At 48.1% G+C, this 18,655-nt stretch carries 16 protein-coding genes; 15 read left to right on the forward strand and 1 reads right to left on the reverse strand.

The window, feature by feature from the left end; translation table 11 throughout:
* The first annotated feature begins 84 nt into the window (after nt 1-84).
* Complete coding sequence (locus I2B62_RS03855; RefSeq protein ID WP_195267647.1) at nt 85-3,024, forward strand: vitamin B12-dependent ribonucleotide reductase; 2,940 nt, start codon at nt 85-87, stop codon at nt 3,022-3,024.
* A gap of 85 nt (nt 3,025-3,109) precedes the next feature.
* Here I2B62_RS03855 and I2B62_RS03860 read toward each other — a convergent pair whose 3' ends face one another.
* Entirely contained in the window at nt 3,110-3,307 is a 198-nt protein-coding gene (locus tag I2B62_RS03860; protein WP_195267648.1) for a CsbD family protein, read from the reverse strand.
* A 532-nt stretch (nt 3,308-3,839) separates the two neighbouring features.
* On the opposite strand from I2B62_RS03860, the gene proB reads away from it, so the two are divergent.
* The 14 genes from proB (at nt 3,840) to dinB (ending at nt 18,652) form a co-directional block, all read left to right on the forward strand.
* Nucleotides 3,840-4,676 (forward strand): glutamate 5-kinase, encoded by an 837-nt coding sequence (gene proB, locus I2B62_RS03865; RefSeq protein WP_195267649.1) that lies wholly within the window; start codon nt 3,840-3,842, stop codon nt 4,674-4,676.
* The gene (locus tag I2B62_RS03870; protein WP_195267650.1) at nt 4,654-4,809 is read left to right on the forward strand and encodes a stress-responsive transcriptional regulator PspC; all 156 of its coding nucleotides are present in this window, start codon (nt 4,654-4,656) and stop codon (nt 4,807-4,809) included. Before proB ends, I2B62_RS03870 begins: the two co-directional genes overlap by 23 nt.
* 47 nt (nt 4,810-4,856) lie before the next feature.
* Nucleotides 4,857-6,002, forward strand: coding sequence for a glycosyltransferase (locus tag I2B62_RS03875; protein WP_195267651.1), 1,146 nt, complete (start codon nt 4,857-4,859; stop codon nt 6,000-6,002).
* Between the two features lie 132 nt (nt 6,003-6,134).
* Nucleotides 6,135-6,401, forward strand: coding sequence for a 30S ribosomal protein S15 (rpsO, locus tag I2B62_RS03880; protein WP_013380366.1), 267 nt, complete (start codon nt 6,135-6,137; stop codon nt 6,399-6,401).
* Between the two features lie 119 nt (nt 6,402-6,520).
* The gene (locus tag I2B62_RS03885; RefSeq protein WP_195267652.1) at nt 6,521-8,599 is read left to right on the forward strand and encodes a polyribonucleotide nucleotidyltransferase; all 2,079 of its coding nucleotides are present in this window, start codon (nt 6,521-6,523) and stop codon (nt 8,597-8,599) included.
* A 10-nt stretch (nt 8,600-8,609) separates the two neighbouring features.
* A complete protein-coding gene (gene dut / locus I2B62_RS03890; RefSeq protein ID WP_195267653.1) occupies nt 8,610-9,059 on the forward strand; it encodes a dUTP diphosphatase in 450 nt (149 codons plus the stop codon).
* Between the two features lie 59 nt (nt 9,060-9,118).
* Nucleotides 9,119-11,515, forward strand: a complete 2,397-nt coding sequence (locus I2B62_RS03895; RefSeq protein WP_195267654.1) for a DNA translocase FtsK 4TM domain-containing protein — start codon at nt 9,119-9,121, stop codon at nt 11,513-11,515.
* A gap of 4 nt (nt 11,516-11,519) precedes the next feature.
* Nucleotides 11,520-12,860 (forward strand): 30S ribosomal protein S12 methylthiotransferase RimO, encoded by a 1,341-nt coding sequence (gene rimO, locus I2B62_RS03900; RefSeq protein ID WP_195267655.1) that lies wholly within the window; start codon nt 11,520-11,522, stop codon nt 12,858-12,860.
* A complete protein-coding gene (gene pgsA / locus I2B62_RS03905; protein WP_013380371.1) occupies nt 12,847-13,392 on the forward strand; it encodes a CDP-diacylglycerol--glycerol-3-phosphate 3-phosphatidyltransferase in 546 nt (181 codons plus the stop codon). Before rimO ends, pgsA begins: the two co-directional genes overlap by 14 nt.
* Before the next feature lie 66 nt (nt 13,393-13,458).
* On the forward strand, nt 13,459-14,469 hold the full coding sequence (locus I2B62_RS03910; RefSeq protein WP_195267656.1) for a nucleoid-associated protein: 1,011 nt from the start codon (nt 13,459-13,461) through the stop codon (nt 14,467-14,469).
* Between the two features lie 160 nt (nt 14,470-14,629).
* Nucleotides 14,630-15,871 (forward strand): competence/damage-inducible protein A, encoded by a 1,242-nt coding sequence (locus tag I2B62_RS03915; protein ID WP_195267657.1) that lies wholly within the window; start codon nt 14,630-14,632, stop codon nt 15,869-15,871.
* 71 nt (nt 15,872-15,942) lie between these two features.
* Entirely contained in the window at nt 15,943-17,103 is a 1,161-nt protein-coding gene (gene recA, locus I2B62_RS03920; RefSeq protein WP_195267658.1) for a recombinase RecA, read from the forward strand.
* A gap of 14 nt (nt 17,104-17,117) precedes the next feature.
* A complete protein-coding gene (locus I2B62_RS03925) occupies nt 17,118-17,309 on the forward strand; it encodes a hypothetical protein (protein WP_013380375.1) in 192 nt (63 codons plus the stop codon).
* Between the two features lie 110 nt (nt 17,310-17,419).
* Nucleotides 17,420-18,652: a DNA polymerase IV gene (gene dinB, locus I2B62_RS03930; RefSeq protein ID WP_195267659.1), complete on the forward strand. Its 1,233-nt coding sequence runs from the start codon at nt 17,420-17,422 to the stop codon at nt 18,650-18,652.
* Nucleotides 18,653-18,655: the final 3 nt, after the last annotated feature.

An 18,655-nucleotide genomic window follows, 5' to 3' on the forward strand; every position in this document is an offset into this window, starting at 1 on the left:
TATACCAGATATATGTTATAATAAAAAACAGCGTCGCACATCTTGTGTAGGCCTTTACAAACTGAATTTATAAGGAGTTTAAGATTGAAAGAGCTGAAAGATCTATTTAAAAGACATTTTACGAAAGAACTGGAAGGCAGTGATAAGACTGTCTACGATCTTTTCGAGTGGCAGAATGTTGACGTCAATTTAACAAATTATCAGACAGGCGCGACTATTTTATCCATGGAAGATCTTGAATTTCCAGTTGATTATTCGCAAAATGCCTGTAATATCATAGCCAGCAAATATTTCAGACGACGGGGCATCCCCAACGGTCTGGGCTATGAGCACAGCATGCGTGAGGTGGCCGACCGAATGGTTGGTTTCTGGGCGGATGCTCTAAAGGCAGAAGGCATCATTGAGACAGACGAAGAATGGCAGATTTTTTACGACGAGATGGTTTACGCCCTGCTGAAACAGATGTGGGCACCAAATTCGCCACAGTGGTTCAATACGGGTCTGTCCAGAAGCTATGGCATTAAAGGCGACAAGGACGACCTTTATTACTATGACGAGGCGACCGGCAAGGTCAGAGAGTCCGATGACCGCTATACCCGCACCCAGTCCAGCGCCTGCTTTATTTTATCCATTGAGGATAAGCTGCTGGGGCATCACTCCATTTCTGAGCACTATGTCAGCGAAACCAAGCTGTTTAAAGGCGGCTCCGGAGTCGGCACCAACTTTTCATCGCTTCGAGGCGTAAATGAAAAGCTGTCCAGCGGTGGACAGTCTTCGGGAATGATGAGCTTTTTACAGGGCCTTGACCGCAATGCGGGTGCCATCAAATCTGGCGGTACCACCCGGCGTGCGGCTAAAATGGTCATAGTGGATGTGGATCATCCTGAAATTGAAGAATTTGTAGACTGGAAGGTCAAGGAGGAGGATAAAGTCCGCGCCCTTGGCAAGATGGGCTATGATATCTCCATGGACGGTGAGGCTTACCGCACTGTCGCAGGACAGAACTCAAACAACTCCGTCCGATTAAACAAAGCGTTCATGGATGCGGTCATTAACCTGGAGCATGAACCAGATCATAAAATGACCCTGAAGGGCCGTGTGGATGACGCCGTTAACCGTGAAGTACCCGTCAAGGAGCTTTGGCAGAAAATCAACACAGCTTCCTGGGCCTGCGCCGATCCGGGGCTTCAGTTCGACGATCTTTTTAACGCCTGGCATACCTGCCCGGGCGGTGAGGACGGCGATACCTCCAAAAAGGAAAACCGCATCAATGCGACAAACCCCTGCTCAGAATATGCTTTTTTAAATGACACGGCCTGTAACCTGGCCTCCATCAATATTTTCCGCTTCTTTGACCCGGAAACCAACAAAATTGACATTGAACGCTTTTCACATTTAGCCGGACTGATCCAGCTGGTGCTGGAGGCTTCAATCTACTGGGGGCAGTTCCCCACAGAGGATGTTGCCAGGAAAAGCTACCTTTTCCGCACCACCGGTCTGGGCCTTGCCAATGCAGCGTCACTGATTCTGGCATTGGGCTATCCCTATGACTCCGACGAAGCCCGCAATCTGATCGCGGCATTATGCGGCATCATGACAGGCCATTCCTACTATGTTTCAGCCATGATGGCAGGAAAGGTCGGTCCTTTTGCGAAATATGAGATCAACAGTCCTTATATGAAGCGTGTCATCCGCAATCACAGCCGTGTTGCGGGCTATCTGACCGATGACTATGAGGAAATGACCTACGAACCGCTCAAAATCAATCATAAGCTTTTAGAAGAAATGGGCTTCCTGAATATCAGCAGCCGTATCCGGGATGCCTGGAAGGATGCCATTGATTACGGCGAAGCCAATGGTTACCGCAATGCGCAGGTCAGTGTTATCGCACCGACCGGCACCATTTCCTTTGCGATGGACTGCGGCGCGACCTCGGTCGAACCATTCTACAATCATGTCGTGTTCAAAAAGCTGGTGGGCGGCGGCTCCATGGAAATCGTGAATCCAGTGATGGAAATTGCGTTAAAGAATCTGGGCTACAAGCCAAAGGAAATTTCGGATATTTTAGGCTATATGCTGGATAAGGACGAAAAAGGCTATCTGCGGCATGACAGTCTGTCCGGCGCACCGCACATCAAGCCAGAACATATTCCGGTTTTTGATACCGCCAACACCATCCGTCCAGAGGGCCATGTCCTTATGGTTTCAGCCATCACGCCCATGATCAGCGGTTCGGTTTCAAAGACCGTTAACCTGCCCTCAGACGCTGAAATAGAGGATGTTAAAAATATCCATTTATTAGCGTACACAACCGGCACCAAAGCCATTGCGGTTTACCGGGACGGCTGCAAGGCTTCACAGCCATTAAGCTCCGGTAAGCAGGAAGAAGACGAAAAGCGTCTGGAGGATTGTTCTTACAAAGAGCTTCTGGAATTTGCAAGAGACTGCAATCAGGGCGTACCCAACCGGCGCAAGCCGGATGGTATGCGCATGAGCCGGACCCATGCGGCCAAGATTGGTGATATTGAGCTTTACATCACCATTGGTTTTTACGATGACGGTAAAATTGCGGAAATTTTTGTATCCACCGATAAGGATGGTACAGTGGTCAAAGGACTGCTGGCTTCACTGTCCAAGTCCATCTCCAATATGCTTCAGTACAATATTCCGCCAGAAAAGATCTCCATCATGCTGAGAGGCCAGAAGTACGAGCCGTCAGGTTTTGTACAGAGACATCCGTACATCAAATACGCGTCCTCCATTTCGGATTTAATCTCCAAGGTGATTGATATTGAATGCGGCGATTATTCCAAGTGCCAGGTGAAACCAAAGGCACCCCTGGCCAGGGTAGACGCCAGCACGGCGGCGCCCACACCTGATACTGTGCCGCTTCAGATGGAAATGGAAATTGAAGGTGAAAAGCTCTATGGGGAAGTGTGCAGCCAGTGCGGCAGTGACCGTATGGTGCGAAACGGTACCTGTAAAGTTTGTATGGACTGCGGCACCACCACAGGCTGCAGCTGAGTTGATTAAGCATCGAAATCAAAAACAAAAAATAAATAAACCGGGATATTCAGTTTGGAATATCCCGGTTTTTTATGTTAATGCTTTATTGATTCAGACGATCTTTTACATCATCAGCAACATCTTTTGCTTTATCTTTTACATCATTTGCTTTTTCTTTGATTTTTCCGGCCGCTTTGTCCATCATGCCTTCAGCCTGAAGACCCTTATCGCCGGTAGCACCGCCAACTCTGTCCTTTACTTCACCTTTTGCCTGATCGACAAAACCTGTATCTTTGCTCATAATAAAGCCTCCTTAATAAGAATTGTTAGTTCTTATATACCCTCAGACAGGCGGGAAAAACAAAGGTCAGCCTGTTTCTAAGGAAAGCTTTAGTTTTGAAGCACATAAAACGGCTGAAAGAAAAGGGAGGCTTTGGGTTGGGTATAAAAAATTAAAAAAGTTCTTCTTCAAAAACCGAGTAATGAGGAGTACAATACTTTGTGTCTCGGGAATAGTGAGACGTAGTTAGGCCTTCGCCTTATGAAGGCCATTGGCTCAACAGGATCTGCAAAATATTATTCTTGGGTTTCCTGACGCCCTGCAGAGTGTTTTCTCAGGAACGTTCTCTGTACGGCAAAACCCTGAAATCGCGCGGATCAGCAGAAGGAGATATACGCCTCGTATTATAAAACAAACTTGCAAAATTAAGTTAAGTTTGATATGATAATATTTCAGAATAGTCACCCGATCGACAGCAAAAACAATTCATGAAAATGGAGCGGTTTAAGCTGCCTGAATGGAGGACAACAGTAGACAAATGGAGGCGCATTAAATGCGACAGACAATTAAGGAAGCAGAGACCATTGTCATAAAAATGGGGACAACCTCGGTGACCCACGCCAATGGGACCCTCAATTTAAAAAAGCTTGATCAGCTGGCAAGAGTTCTGACCGACCTTGAAAACAGCGGGCGAAAGATGGTGTTAGTATCTTCGGGCGCCATCGGCTGCGGAATGAACCGCCTGGGCTTAAAGGAACGGCCGACGACACTGGAGGCCAAGCAGGCGACTGCTTCGGTGGGCCAGGGGCTTTTGATGGAGATTTACCATAAGTTTTTTGATGAATACCACCAGAATGTGGGGCAGATTCTGTTGACCAAGGATGTGTTTAAGCATTCCATTAAAAGAAGCAATGCCATCAATACCTTTAAGGCGCTGAAAAACAGGAACATCATCCCGATTGTCAATGAAAATGACTGTATCGCGACGGATGAAATTCAGGAGGAATGCTTTGGGGATAATGATATCCTGTCTGCCATGACCGCTGACATTGTGGAGGCTGATCTTTTGATTATTCTCTCAGACGTGGACGGGCTGTACGATTCAAATCCCAACGAAAATGAAGATGCCAGGCTGCTTCAGACTGTTGAGGTCATTGATTCCGATATTCTGGGCAGCGCGGGAAGCTCAACCTCGGGCCTGGGAACAGGCGGTATGGTGACTAAAATCGGGGCGGCCAAGTATGCGACCGACCGCGGAATAGACACCATCATCGCGTCCGGTGAGGATGTTAAAGTGATTTATGATATTTTAGAAGGTAATGAAATAGGAACATTTTTTATTAAACAGGATTTACAGGAGGTCCAAAATGTTAAAAAAAGTAATGATTAGTTTATCTGCAGTAGCAGCTGGTATGATGACTGTACTGGGCGCTTTTTATGTAGCGGAAAAACGCCGTGAAAAAGCAGTTGGCGGTAAATTAATGAAGGTGCAGTACCGTTTTACCAAAGATTTTGACGACTAAAATGAAGCATCAGATAAAATAAAACAGACGAAAAATTGGAGGGGTCAATGTCTAAGATCTTTATTTTCACAGCATCCACCGGTGCGGGACACAACCTGGCGGCAAAATCCATTGCCCAGGCTTTATCCGAATATGGTTTTGAGGTAGACGTTTATGATGCCTTCAAGGAAAGCAGCGCCGTTTTAGATAAAATTGTCACAAAGGGGTATAAACAGCTGGTTGAAAATGTGCCAAAGCTGTATGAGCAGATTTATAACCAATTTAACCACATGACGCCTTTTCAGCAGAATATTTTTAAAATGATGACAAGGGTCATGAATCCGGAGATTGTTCCCATGATTCAGAAGGAACAGCCCCATCTGCTGATTTCAACCCATCCCTTTGTCACCAATATTTTAGGGACCTTAAAGGAGCACGGCGCTTTCGATCTTCCGGTGCTCTCTTTTGTGACAGACTATAAAATTCACAGTGTATACCTGCACAAAAAAATTAACGCCTATGTGGTAGGCAGTGAGTATACAAAAGAAACGATGATTGAAAAGGGTGTAAATCCGGATATTATTTATCCCTTTGGGATTCCCATAAGACAGGAGTTTGTGGAGGATACCCGAAAGAAAGCCGAGATTGAGGATCCGGCCATCCGCGGTACCATTCTGCTCATGGCGGGCAGTATGGGGACCAGACAGATGGAAAAGGCCTTTGTGGCTTTGATGAAGGCTCAGGAAAAAATTAAAATTATTGTGGTCTGCGGCAATAACAAAAAGGTTGAACGCTCCATTGAATTTTTAAACAAGGTCTACGAGACAGAGGATAAGGTCGTGGAAATCCATGGCTTTGTCGATAATATTCCGGAGCTCATGGATGAATCAGACGCTATTATTTCCAAGCCTGGAGGACTGACAAGCACCGAAGCCATCGTTAAGTGTATTCCGATGATTATCCCGTATTATTATCCGGGACAGGAGGAAGAGAATGCCGATTATCTGGTAGAAAGCGGCATGGCCATCAAGGTGGACAAGATCAAAGAGCTGACCTCCATGGTCGATTTCCTCATTGAGAATAAATACATTATTCAGCAGATGGCTGAGAATATGTCTGAGGAAGCCAGGAACCATTCGATGGAGAAAACCATTGAGCTCTGCAAAAAATTGATTTCGGAATATGAAGCGGGAGAAATAATCCCGGAACTCTGATAAAAAAACTTTACACCGCTCTGCGGTTATGGTATCATTATTACGTTAAGCCCGTTCTCTTGGTTTTTCGAAACTCCAACGAAATACTGTGATTACGGAGTCTATTTATAATTTTAAGGAGAATTGACACAAATGATTTCAAAAGAAGAAAAAGAACGCATTATTGCAGAGTACCAGACACACGAAGGTGATACTGGTTCTCCGGAAGTACAGATTGCTATTTTAACAGCAAGAATCAATGGTTTAAATGAACACTTTGCCGTTCATAAAAAAGACCATCACTCAAGAAGAGGTCTTCTGAAAATGGTCGGTCAGCGTAGAGGTTTATTAAACTATCTCAAAAAGAAAGATATCATGCGCTATCGTGAATTAATTCAGAGATTAGGCTTGAGAAAATAGTACTGTAAGGCGGAGTATTCCGCCTTTTTTCTTTGAATTTTCGAACATCTGTGCAGATGGTTTTGAAATAAACGGAGTTCAGCCGCTTCGTAAATCGGCTGATATCATTGGAGGTATTAATGAGAATATTTGAAACAGAAATTGCCGGCCGCCCATTTAAGGTGGAAATCGGCGAGGTTGCACAGCTTGCTAAGGGCTCTGCAATGATCCGCTATGGTGAAACCAGTGTTCTGGCCATAGCAGCTGCATCTAAAAAACCCCGTGAAGGCATGGATTTCTTCCCGCTGAGCGTGGATTATGAAGAAAAACAATACGCAGTTGGTAAAATACCGGGAGGCTTCTTGAAAAGAGAAGGCCGTCCGTCCGAAAAAGCCATTCTAAACTCGCGTCTGATTGACCGCCCGATTCGTCCGCTGTTCCCCAAAGGGTTCCGCAACGATGTACAGGTGGTTACCACCGTTATGTCTGTCGAACAGGATAACGCACCGGAAATCGCCGCGATGATCGGGGCGTCCATTGCCCTCAGCATTTCAGACATTCCTTTCGATGGTCCTACCGGCTCTGTGGCGGTTGGCCTGATCGACGGCGAATTTATTCTGAACCCGACCGAAGCCCAGCGTGAAGTCAGCGATTTAAGCCTGACCGTTGCCGGTACCAAGGATGCCATCATGATGGTAGAAGCCGGCGCCAACGAAGTTTCGGAAGAAACCATGCTGGAAGCGATTTTATTTGCCCATGAAGAAATCAAGAAAATTGTGGCTTTCCAGGAAGAAATCGTCGCTGCTGTCGGTGTGGAAAAGAAGGCTTATACCCTTTATCTGCCAACGGAAGAACTGACCGCAGAGGTCGAAGCCTTTGTCGGCGGCAAAATGCACGAAGCAGTTCACACTGAAGATAAGACAGAGCGTCTTGAAAATATTGACGCGGTTAAAACCGAAGTCGTTGAACATTTTGGTGAGCTTTATCCTGAGCAGTTAAATGATATTGATACCATTTTGACCGCTTTACAGAAAAAAGAAGTCCGCAGTCTGATTTTGGTAGACCGTATCCGTCCCGACAACCGTAAGATGGATGAAGTCCGTCCAATCAGCGCGAAAATTGATTTTATTCCAAGAGTTCATGGCTCCGGCCTGTTCACCAGAGGGGAAACACAGGTGCTTTCCATCGCGACATTAGGTGTCTTAAGAGACGCGCAGGTGTTGGATGGCTTATCCAACGATACAGAAAAACGCTACATGCACCAGTATAACTTCCCAGGCTACAGTGTCGGCGAAGCAAGACCTATGAGAAGCCCGGGCCGCCGTGAAATCGGCCATGGCGCACTGGCAGAACGTGCGCTGCTGCCAATGATTCCGCCGGAAGAAGAATTCCCCTATGCCATCCGTGTGGTATCCGAGGTTTTAAGCTCTAATGGTTCCACCTCTCAGGCCAGCGTCTGCGGCAGCAGTCTCGCGTTAATGGCAGCAGGCGTACCGCTTAAAAAACCGGTTGCCGGTGTGGCGATGGGCCTGATCAAGGAAGATGAAAAGCTGGCCATCTTAACCGATATCCAGGGGATGGAAGACTTCCTCGGCGATATGGACTTTAAGGTTGCCGGTACTAAGGACGGGATCACCGCTATCCAGATGGATATTAAGATCCATGGCATTGACAGAGAAATTTTGACTCAGGCTCTGGAACAGGCCCGTATTGGCCGTATGCATATTCTGGGCATCATGAATGAAGAAATTTCCGAACCGCGCGCTGAGCTATCACCCTACGCACCGCGGATTATGACCATGACCATTAACCCGGATAAGATTCGTGACGTTATCGGTTCAGGCGGAAAGGTCATCAATAAGATTATTGAGGAAACCGGCGTTAAGATTGATATTGAGGACGACGGTACCATCTATATCGCGTCTGAGGACGGCGTTGCGGCAGATAAAGCGAAGGCGATTATCGAAGATATCGTCAAGGAAGTGGAAGTCGGCGAGGTTTATACCGGCGAAGTTGTTCGTATTATGAACTTTGGCGCTTTTGTATCTCTGCCTGGTGGCAAGGACGGCCTGGTTCACATTTCCAAGCTTGCCAAAGAACGCGTGAAATCCGTAGAGGATGTGGTAAAGATCGGCGACAAGGTAACCGTTAAGGTTGTTGAAATTGACGATAAGGGCCGCATCAATTTATCAAGAAAAGCGTGCTTACCTAAGGATTGAGTGTTATAATATGGAAAAGTGCAAGGTAAAAATATACAACGCATCCAAATACCCGCTGCCGGAGTATCAAAGCTCCGGTGCTGCCGGGGTGGATTTATACGCGAATATAGAACAGCCGATTGAGATTTTAAACCAGAATATTTATACCATTCCGACGGGGATTTATTTGGAACTGCCGCCGGGATACGAGGCGCAGATCCGGGCGCGTTCGGGTCTGGCTATGAAGCACGGCATTGCCCTGGTCAATGGGATTGGTACCATTGATTCGGACTACCGTGGTGAAATAAAGGTTATTATAACAAATCTGAAGGCCTTTTCCCATACCATTCATCCCGGTGACCGCATCGCGCAAATGGTAATAAAATCCTATGTGACTGCTGATTTTGTAGAGGTCGACAGTGTAGAGGCTCTGACGGAAACAGAACGCAGCGACGGTGGATTTGGACATTCCGGTATGTAGGAATACAAGGTACAGAGGATCTGTGCCTTTTTTTATTAAGTAAGTGAGGTGATAATAAGGTGGCAACAGCAAGCAAAAAGAAACCGGCCAAAAAGCGGGCGGGCGCATCCAAGAGCCGTGCGGGCAGCAGGGCCAAAAAGCAGCCTGGCATGAGCCCCATGGTCAAGCAGAGGATCACCGGCGCAGTGCTGGCCGTTTTAGGCCTCTATGTCGGCTATGCTTTTTTGACAGCAACGCCCGGAATTTTAGATAAAATTGTGGGAAAAGTTATCTTTACCTATATGTTTGGCAATACAACTATCATGATTGCCCTTTATATGATCGCCTGGGGTATTATGCTGTTTTTTGATAAGCACAGGGGAAATATACAGACGCTGATCATGGTATTTTTACTGCTGGTTAATCTGATGGTGGTTTTCAGTCTGAATATTCCGAGGCTTTTGACCTACAGTGTGCTGGATCTTTTCAGCGTGGCCAGCTACGGCGGTTACGGCGGAATTATCGGGATACTGCTGTCTTATTTCCTTCAGATGCTGGTAACAAAGGTTGGTACCATTGTCTTTCTGATCCTGGCGACCATCGCCGAAGCGCTGTTGATTGTACGGGCAAACTTTAATGAGTATTACCAGAAAATGAAGGAAAATAAGTTTGGCGTCGCCCCCCTGAAAAATAAGGTTGACGATCTGGTAGAGGAACGAAAGCTCTCTAAGGAGCTGAGTGAAAAAAGCAAGACAGCCCAGAAAAATAAGACAAAGCAGGAAGAACCCGCCAATGATGGCTATGACGGTTTATTCCAGCGTTCAGAAACCGGAAAGGTTTCAATTGATACAGAGATTCTGGATTTTATTGACGATGTCAATAAAGAGCTGGACGAATCAGACCCTGTGGAGGATTTTGAGGAAGCAGAGCAGCAGGAAAGCCTTTTTATACTTCCAGAAAAGAAACAGAAGCAAAATAAAATTGTGGATGAGCTTCTGGATTTATCCGATGACGCCAACGATGGGGAGGATCCCATAAACCCTCAACTGGAGGCTGACGAGGTTTATCATTTTCCGGAAACGACCTTGCTAAACCCGCCAGCCTCTGGTTCAAAAAACAGAAAAGACGCTGTGGTCAAAAAAGCCAGGATCATTGAGGAAACCCTGTCTAATTTCGGTGTGCACGCCAAAATTGTGGGGGTGGACGTCGGGCCGAGCATTACCCGGTTTGAGCTGCAGCCGGATCCCGGCGTAAAGGTCAATAAAATCGTTAATCTGGCCGACGACCTGGCGTTAAATCTGGCAACCTCGGATATCCGTATCGAAGCGCCCATCCCGGGAAAAGCCGCGGTCGGCATCGAGGTGCCCAACGAGGAGAGCGTTATTGTCGGACTGCGTGAGATCATTGAGACGCCGGCCTTTGAAGGCTTTAAAGGGCCTTTGCCCTTTGCCCTCGGTAAAACCCTGTCCGGACAGAATATTATCGGTGATATCAGCAAGATGCCCCATGTGCTCATCGCCGGAGCCACAGGCTCGGGTAAGAGCGTGTGTATCAACAGTATTATCGTCAGTCTTTTGTACAAGGCTTCGCCCGAGGATTTACGTTTTATTATGATTGACCCCAAAATGGTCGAGCTGAACCAGTACAACGCCATTCCGCATTTGCTGATTCCGGTGGTCACCGATCCTAAAAAGGCTTCCTATGCCCTGAACTGGGGCATTAAGGAAATGACCGACCGTTATCAGCTGTTTAAGGAAAATGGCGTGCGTGATATTGACGGGTACAATGAGCTGATGGCCAGCCAGGACGGGGAAAAGCTCCCGCGTATTGTCATTGTTGTCGATGAGCTGGCCGACCTGATGATGACATCGCCCAAGGAATGTGAAAACGCGATCTGCCGTATTGCACAGCTGGCCAGAGCCTGCGGGATTCACCTGATCATCGCGACACAGCGTCCGTCAGTGGATGTTATCACCGGGCTGATCAAGGCGAATATTCCATCCCGTATCGCATTCTCGGTGGCGTCAAACACAGACTCCCGGACCATTCTTGATATGGCCGGGGCTGAAAAGCTTCTGGGCAAGGGCGATATGCTCTACTACCCGGTTGGCAAGTCCAAGCCGCTGCGCGTACAGTGCACCTTTGTATCTGACGCGGAAATCAACCGTGTTATCAATGCGGTTAAGCCGAAAAAACAGCCGACCTATAACGATGAAATCGAGGAGGCCATTAACGAGCCCCAGGAGGAAGAGGAAAGCAAAGAGGATGATCTGGACCCGCTGTTTGACCAGGCAGTTGAGACCGCCTTTACCTATAACCAGGTATCAACCTCCATGCTTCAGCGTAAGCTGAAGGTAGGCTATGCCCGGGCAGGAAGGCTCATCGACTCTCTCGAGCAGAAGGGAATCATATCAGGGCCAAACGGCAGCAAGCCGCGTACCCTGCTGATGACGCAGGAAGAATACTACAGGAGGTGAGAGATTGAAAAAGATACACATCACAACCCTGGGCTGTGATAAAAATACCGTGGACGCCCAGCAGATGCTGGGGATGCTCGCGGAAAACGGCTATACCATTGAGGCCGACCCGGCGCAGGCAGAAATCATTGTGGTTAATACCTGCTGCTTTATCCAGGCCGCCAAGGAGGAATCCATCGAGTATATTCTCGAATACGCGGGCTATAAGGAAAGCGGGCCCTGTGAGCTTCTTATAGCAGCCGGCTGTATGGCGGAGCGCTATCACAAGGAGCTGGCCGAGGAAATGCCCGAGGTCGACGGCTTTTTGGGTGTGGGTCATATTGACAATATCATTGACCTGATTAAAAATCTCGAGGCTGGAAAGGGCAGAGAAACCCTCTCTGGCGATATCGACCGGCCTTATCTGGAAGAAATGCCCAGGTATATTGAGGACAATACCATCACGGCCTATCTGAAAATCAGCGAGGGCTGTGACCACCACTGTACCTATTGTGTGATTCCCAAAATCCGTGGAAAGCATCGAAGCCGCCAGCCGGAGGCGATCTATAAAGAAGCGGCTTATCTGGAGCAAAAGGGCGTCAGAGAGCTGATCATCATCGCGCAGGACATCACCCAGTACGGAAATGATCTCGATGGGGAGATTGATCTGGCCGGACTGCTGACCCGTTTGTCAGAGGATTTTTCTTTCCATTGGATACGCCTGCTTTACATGTATCCTGAAGGCATCACCGAAGCGCTTCTGGATGTGATTGCAGACCACGACAACATCTGTCATTATTTTGATATTCCGATTCAGCATACTGAGGATAAAATTCTAAAACGCATGGGGCGTCAGATCAATAAGGCGCATCTTTTTGAGCAGGTTGGCCTGATCCGCCAAAAGCTGCCTGACGCAGTGCTGAGGACAGCGATCATCACCGGCTTTCCCGGTGAGACAGAGGAAGACCATGAGGGACTCCTGGCCGCGTTAAGAGCGCTTAAGATCAACCGTCTGGGTGTGTTTAAATACTCGCAGGAGGAAGGAACCCCTGCGGCAGAGTTCCCAAACCAGGTGGATGATGCCGTTATGGAAAGACGGTGGAATGAAATATACGGACAGCAGGAAGAAATAACAGCTGAAGCCAACGAGGCCTTTGTTGGCAAAAGCCTGGACGTTTTAATAGAAGAAATGGAAGCGCCGGGGACTTACTCCGGCAGAACCTATGGTGATGCACCAGAAATCGATTGTATGGTTTTTGCCAATAGCGGGGAAGAGGTATTAGACATTGGCAATTTCTATAAAGTAAAAATAATCCAGACACTGGATTATGATTTGATAGGAGATGTAGAAAATGAACTTACCTAACAAAATTACCATGGCCCGAATCATTATGATTCCTTTCTTTATTATTGCTCTGCTGGTCAATTTCCCATTCCACGAGCCCATCGCAGTCGTGATCTTTATCGTCGCCTCTGCTTCGGACGCGGTGGACGGGCATCTGGCCAGAAGCCGGAATCTGATTACCGATTTCGGCAAATTTATGGATCCGCTGGCCGATAAGCTGCTGACCTGTTCGGCGTTTATCTGTCTGGTTGAGCTCCAGATGATCCCATCCTGGGTGGTTATCATTATCATTGCCCGCGAATTCGCCATTACAGGCCTGCGGACACTGGCAGCCTCCGACGGCATTGTCATTGCCGCCAGCAAATGGGGCAAGGCCAAGACCATTTCCCAGATGATCGCCATCATCGCGCTGCTGCTGGTCAACTGGCCGGTTATGGCATTCCCCGCACTGCTGCTGTTTGGCAACATCATGGTTTATGTCGCGCTGGCGCTGACCCTGATTTCAGGTATTGATTATTTCAGACTGAACAAGGGCGTTTTCAGAAGTATGTAGTTTTAAAAATAAATGAGAATAAAAGAAGAGCGCGGCGGAAGCCGCGCTTTTGTGTGAGGAGTTTTTATGGAAATCGACGTTCATGTAAAAAGAGCGATTTTACACATTTTGGATACGAATGCGGGAATTCCGGTACTTTCGGATACGCTGCTGGGGCTGCCCATCGGTATCCAGGAATATTTGTACAAGCACCTGACCCGGGCCATGAAGGACCCGGATATTAAAAGAACCCAGTTTGTGAAGCCGCCAAGCCGCTTTTGTGAGCTGGTGCAGCTGTACAAAAAAGATGACGAAAGCTTTACTTCCGTCAGCCAGGAAATCGCCAGCCTGTTATATGATTTTATGCTTGAGAATGCAGGCGTGCCGTCGGCAGATTTACTGGTGGTGGATTTTGTTGGCGATGGAGAGCCTTATTTGGGCGTTTTAAAGCTGAATTATAAGCACAGCTATATCCACTATGTCGATCATGAGGAGGGCCGTTTAAATGATATTCTGCGCCAGCCCTGCTCACTGCCAACAGAGGGGCAGCGCCTGGATGAGTTTGTGATCATCAATCTGAACACCGACCAGATTTATCTCAAGGAAAAGAAATTTGAGATTGATGACAAAAAAGAATATTATCTTTCGAACCGCCTTGTTTTGTGTGAGGATGTGCTCTCAGAAAAACAAACCTTTGATATTGTGGAAAAGACCGTTAAAAAAATTATTGCCAGCGAGTATAACGGCGATATCGAAAAGCTGAATACGGTCAAGCAGGTCATTGCCGATGATTACGAATCGGATTCGGTCATTGATATGGACAGCATCGCCCAGGCAACCTTTGGCGATGACTTTACAGTACAGGAGCGCTTCAGAGAAGAAGCGGCCAAGAAAGGGCTCACTCAGCGCAAGGTAGCGGTAAGCGATAATATCGAGAGCAAAATCTTTAAAAAACAGAAGTTTGTCACCGACTCGGGTATTGAGCTTTCGATTCCCACAGACTACCTCATGCGGGAGGATATTGTGGAGTTCAGAAATAACCCCGATGGCACCATCTCGGTGGAGATAAAAAATATTGAGGGCTTTGTGCCAAAGTAAGAAAAAAAACAAAGAAAAAGTCTGGCACATACCCGCTTTGCGGCTGCGTTTATACCTGAATCAAAATTTAATAACATTGCAGAATTTTGCCAGAAACAGTATAATGATAAGAACCGGTATGATATGAATTCCGGCTTAATTGACCTAAGGAGATGGAATTATGAATTGTGAGCTCGTTTCGGTTGGAACAGAACTTTTAACGGGAGACACCTTAAATACCAACGTTATGTTTTTGTCCAAGGAATTGTCCATAAATGGCTTCTCGGTGCTTTACCATACCACGGTGGGTGACAACCCCGGCCGTCTGAAATCGGTGATGATGAGGGCTTTGACCCGCAGCGATCTGATCATTACGACTGGTGGCCTCGGACCTACCCAGGATGACCTGACCAAGGAAACCATCGCGGAAATCTTTGAAATGGAAATGGAACAGAGGCCGGAAATTGTCGCGAAGCTCAAGGCGTTTTTCGACCGCCGCGGGGTAGAGATGACAGAGAACAACCTGAGGCAGTCCTACGTGCCAAAGGGCGGCGTCATGCTGCCTAACCCCAGAGGCACCGCGCCGGGAATTATGATCCAGAAGGACGGAAAAACCATTATCATGCTGCCTGGACCACCGCACGAAATGATGGGCATGTACGAGGATTGTGTGGAGCCTATCCTGCACCAGCTGAAAAACCAGCTCGTGATTTCACGATATTATAATCTTTCAGACATTGGTGAATCCACCGTGGAGGATACCATTATGGATATTATTGACCGCCAGGATAATCCCACGGTCGCCACCTACGCCAAGCTGGGTGAGGTGATGATCCGCCTGACCGCCAACGGCGATGACCCCGAAACCATCAACGCTCTGCTGGACCGGTATGAGAAAATCATCATCGAACGTTTTGGCAGCCACATCTTCACCCATTCCCAGGACAGCCTGGACGTGACTGTGGGCAAGCTCCTGATGGAAAAAAATCTGACGATCGCTTTGGCGGAATCCTGTACCGGAGGCCTTGTGGCCTCGAAGCTGGCAGAGATTCCCGGAATTTCGGAATCATTGAAAATGGGGCTGGTTACCTATTCCAATGAGGCGAAAATGCAGCTTTTGAATGTGAAGGCCGAAACGCTGGACCGCTACGGCGCCGTCAGTGAGCAGACGGCCCGCGAGATGTGTGAGCACCTTAAGGAAATTTCAGGCTGTGACATTACCGCTTCGGTCACCGGAATCGCAGGACCTGGAGGCGGATCGCCTGAAAAGCCTGTGGGGCTTGTGTATATCGGGGTTTGCGCCAGGGGTAAAACCATTATCAGAAAATATCTTTTTGAAGGCAGCCGAAAGATTGTCCAGCTGCGTACTGCCAATAAAGTTTTTCACTTAATTCGTGAAGCAATCCTTGACAAAGCAGAATGATTTCTTTATAATATAGATAGTGACAGAACGAACGTTCACAGAACGCTTCGTGAAAAGCAGAGGAGAATAGTATGGCTGAAAAACGCAAACCATTAGAAAAAGTAGAAGAAAAAACAGACAACAGCGCAAAGCAGGAAGCTTTGAACGCCGCTTTAAAAAATATTGAAAAAACGTTTGGTAAAGGCGCGGTCATGCGTCTTGGCGATGAGAGTGCAAAGATGGATGTGGACGTTATCTCCACCTCCTCCATCGGCATTGATATGGCCCTTGGAATCGGTGGGGTGCCCCGTGGACGTATCATTGAGATTTACGGACCGGAATCCTCCGGTAAAACCACCATTGCCCTGCACATTGTAGCGGAAGCCCAGAAATCCGGCGGCAACGCCGCCTTTATCGATGCCGAACATGCGCTCGATCCCGTATACGCGAAAGCGCTGGGCGTGGACGTGGATAACCTGATCGTATCCCAGCCGGATACCGGTGAACAGGCCCTTGAAATTCTGGAAGCCCTGGTGCGAAGCGGCGCCATCGACGTAGCCGTTGTGGACTCCGTCGCGGCGCTGGTGCCCCGCGCGGAAATCGACGGGGAAATGGGAGACTCCCATGTAGGCTTACAGGCAAGACTGATGTCCCAGGCCCTCAGAAAGCTGGCCGGGATTATCAAAAAATCCAACACTGCCGCGATTTTTATCAACCAGCTGCGTGAAAAGGTTGGGGTGATGTACGGGAACCCAGAGGTGACAACAGGCGGCCGCGCCTTAAAATTCTACTCCTCTGTCCGGATGGATATCCGCAGAATCGAGACGCTTAAAAAGGGAACCGACATGATCGGGAACCGCACCCGCGCCAAGATTGTCAAGAACAAAATGGCGCCGCCGTTTAAAACCGCTGAGTTTGACATTATGTACGGCGAAGGAATCTCCAGAGAGGGAGATATTCTGGACATGGCGGTTGAGCTGGATATTATTAAAAAGGCTGGTTCATGGTTCTCCTACGGCGAGGAACGCCTGGGACAGGGCCGTGATAAGGTCAAGGAATACCTTAAGGAAAATCCGGAGTTTGCCGATGTGGTAGAACAGAAAATCCGTGATCATTTTGCTAAGAAGGACGAGCCGGAGACACCAGAAGAAGCACCTAAGGCTTCGGATAAAGACCAGGCGGAAATGGCCGCAGAACTATCCGATGAGGACATGGATGAATTCTTTGAGCTGAACGAGTTTGAAGAAGAATAAACAGGAGGAAAATCATGGAATTAGCAGAATTAAAACAAAAAGTACTGGAAGCCATGCGTGAAAACGGCGCGCCGATGAATGCCGGCGCGGTTCAGAAGGCACTGGACGTCGACCGCAAGGAAATTGATAAAGCCTTTAAGGAATTAAAAGCTGAGGGCGCCATCGTATCACCGGTCCGCTGCAAATGGGAACCGGCAGACAAATAAGAAAGCGGACAGAAAAGGGTGCGTACAGTCCTGTATGTGCCCTTTTTTAATGGCACGGCGCAAAAGTGTGCCGTGCTCTGTGGGAAACTTTTGTGCTTGGAGGTGAGAAAGTGGAAAGGATACGCCGGATTCTTCATTGTGATCTCAACAGCTTTTATGCCTCGGTGGAGCTTTTATCCCATCCGGAGCTTAAGGAACAGCCTGTGGCTGTCTGCGGCAATCCGGAAAACCGGCACGGCATTATACTGGCTAAAAATGAAGCGGCCAAAAAATTTAAGATTCAGACAGCGGAGACCGTCTATCAGGCTAAGCGGAAATGTCCGGAGCTGATCCTGCTGCCGCCCCACCATGACCTGTACCGTCATTATTCAAAAATCATCAATGAAATTTACAATGAGTTTACCGATAAGGTGGAGCCCTTCAGCATTGACGAGTCCTGGCTGGATGTGACGGATACCATGCATCTTTTTGGCGGCAGCGGTACAGCCATGGGCGATCTGGTGCGTACGACCGTCAGGGAGCGCACGAAGCTGACCATTTCGGTAGGTGTTTCCTACAATAAAATTTTTGCCAAGCTGGGCAGTGATTATAAAAAGCCCGATGCGGTGACCGTCATTACACCGCAGAATTATAAAACGCTGCTGTGGCCCCTGCCGGTCACAGATCTCATCTATGTGGGCAAGAGCGCCTTCAGGAAGCTGAAATGCTATGGAATAAAGACCATTGGGGATCTGGCAGTCTCGGACCGTTCTGTGCTTTCTCACGATATGGGGAAAATGGGGGAGATGCTCCACGATTACGCCAATGGGCTGGACGACAGCCCGGTACGCTCAGCCACTGAGCCGAGGGAAGTAAAGTCGGTGGGACACGGCAACACCTTTGGCAGGGATCTGGAAAATATGGAGGATGTGAAAAAGGGGCTGTACCCGCTGGCCGAAACAGTCGCAAAGCGTCTTAAGGGTTACCGGCTGAAATGCCGGGGTGTGCAGGTAATGATTAAGGATCCGGATTTCCGCCAGATTTCAAGGCAGATCACCCTGAGCCATCCGACGCAGCTGTTTAAAGAAATCTTTGACGCCTCGGTAGCTCTGGTGGATAAATACTGGGATTTCACCAAGGGAATCCGCATGCTCACGGTAACCGGGATCAATCTGGTGAGCGCGGACACCTGCGAACCGGAGCAGCTGAGCTTATTTGGCGGCGACAGCGTAGAAAAACGTGAGAAGCTGGAAAAGGTGGAGGCCGCCATGGACAAACTGAAGAAAAAATATGGCGACGCCATCATTTATACGGGTACCGCGCTTGAAAAAAATGACCATCAGAAAAAAGACCCATCCGAATAAAAG

It is taken from the genome of Eubacterium sp. 1001713B170207_170306_E7 (assembly GCF_015547515.1).
Lineage (GTDB): Bacteria > Bacillota > Clostridia > Eubacteriales > Eubacteriaceae > Eubacterium.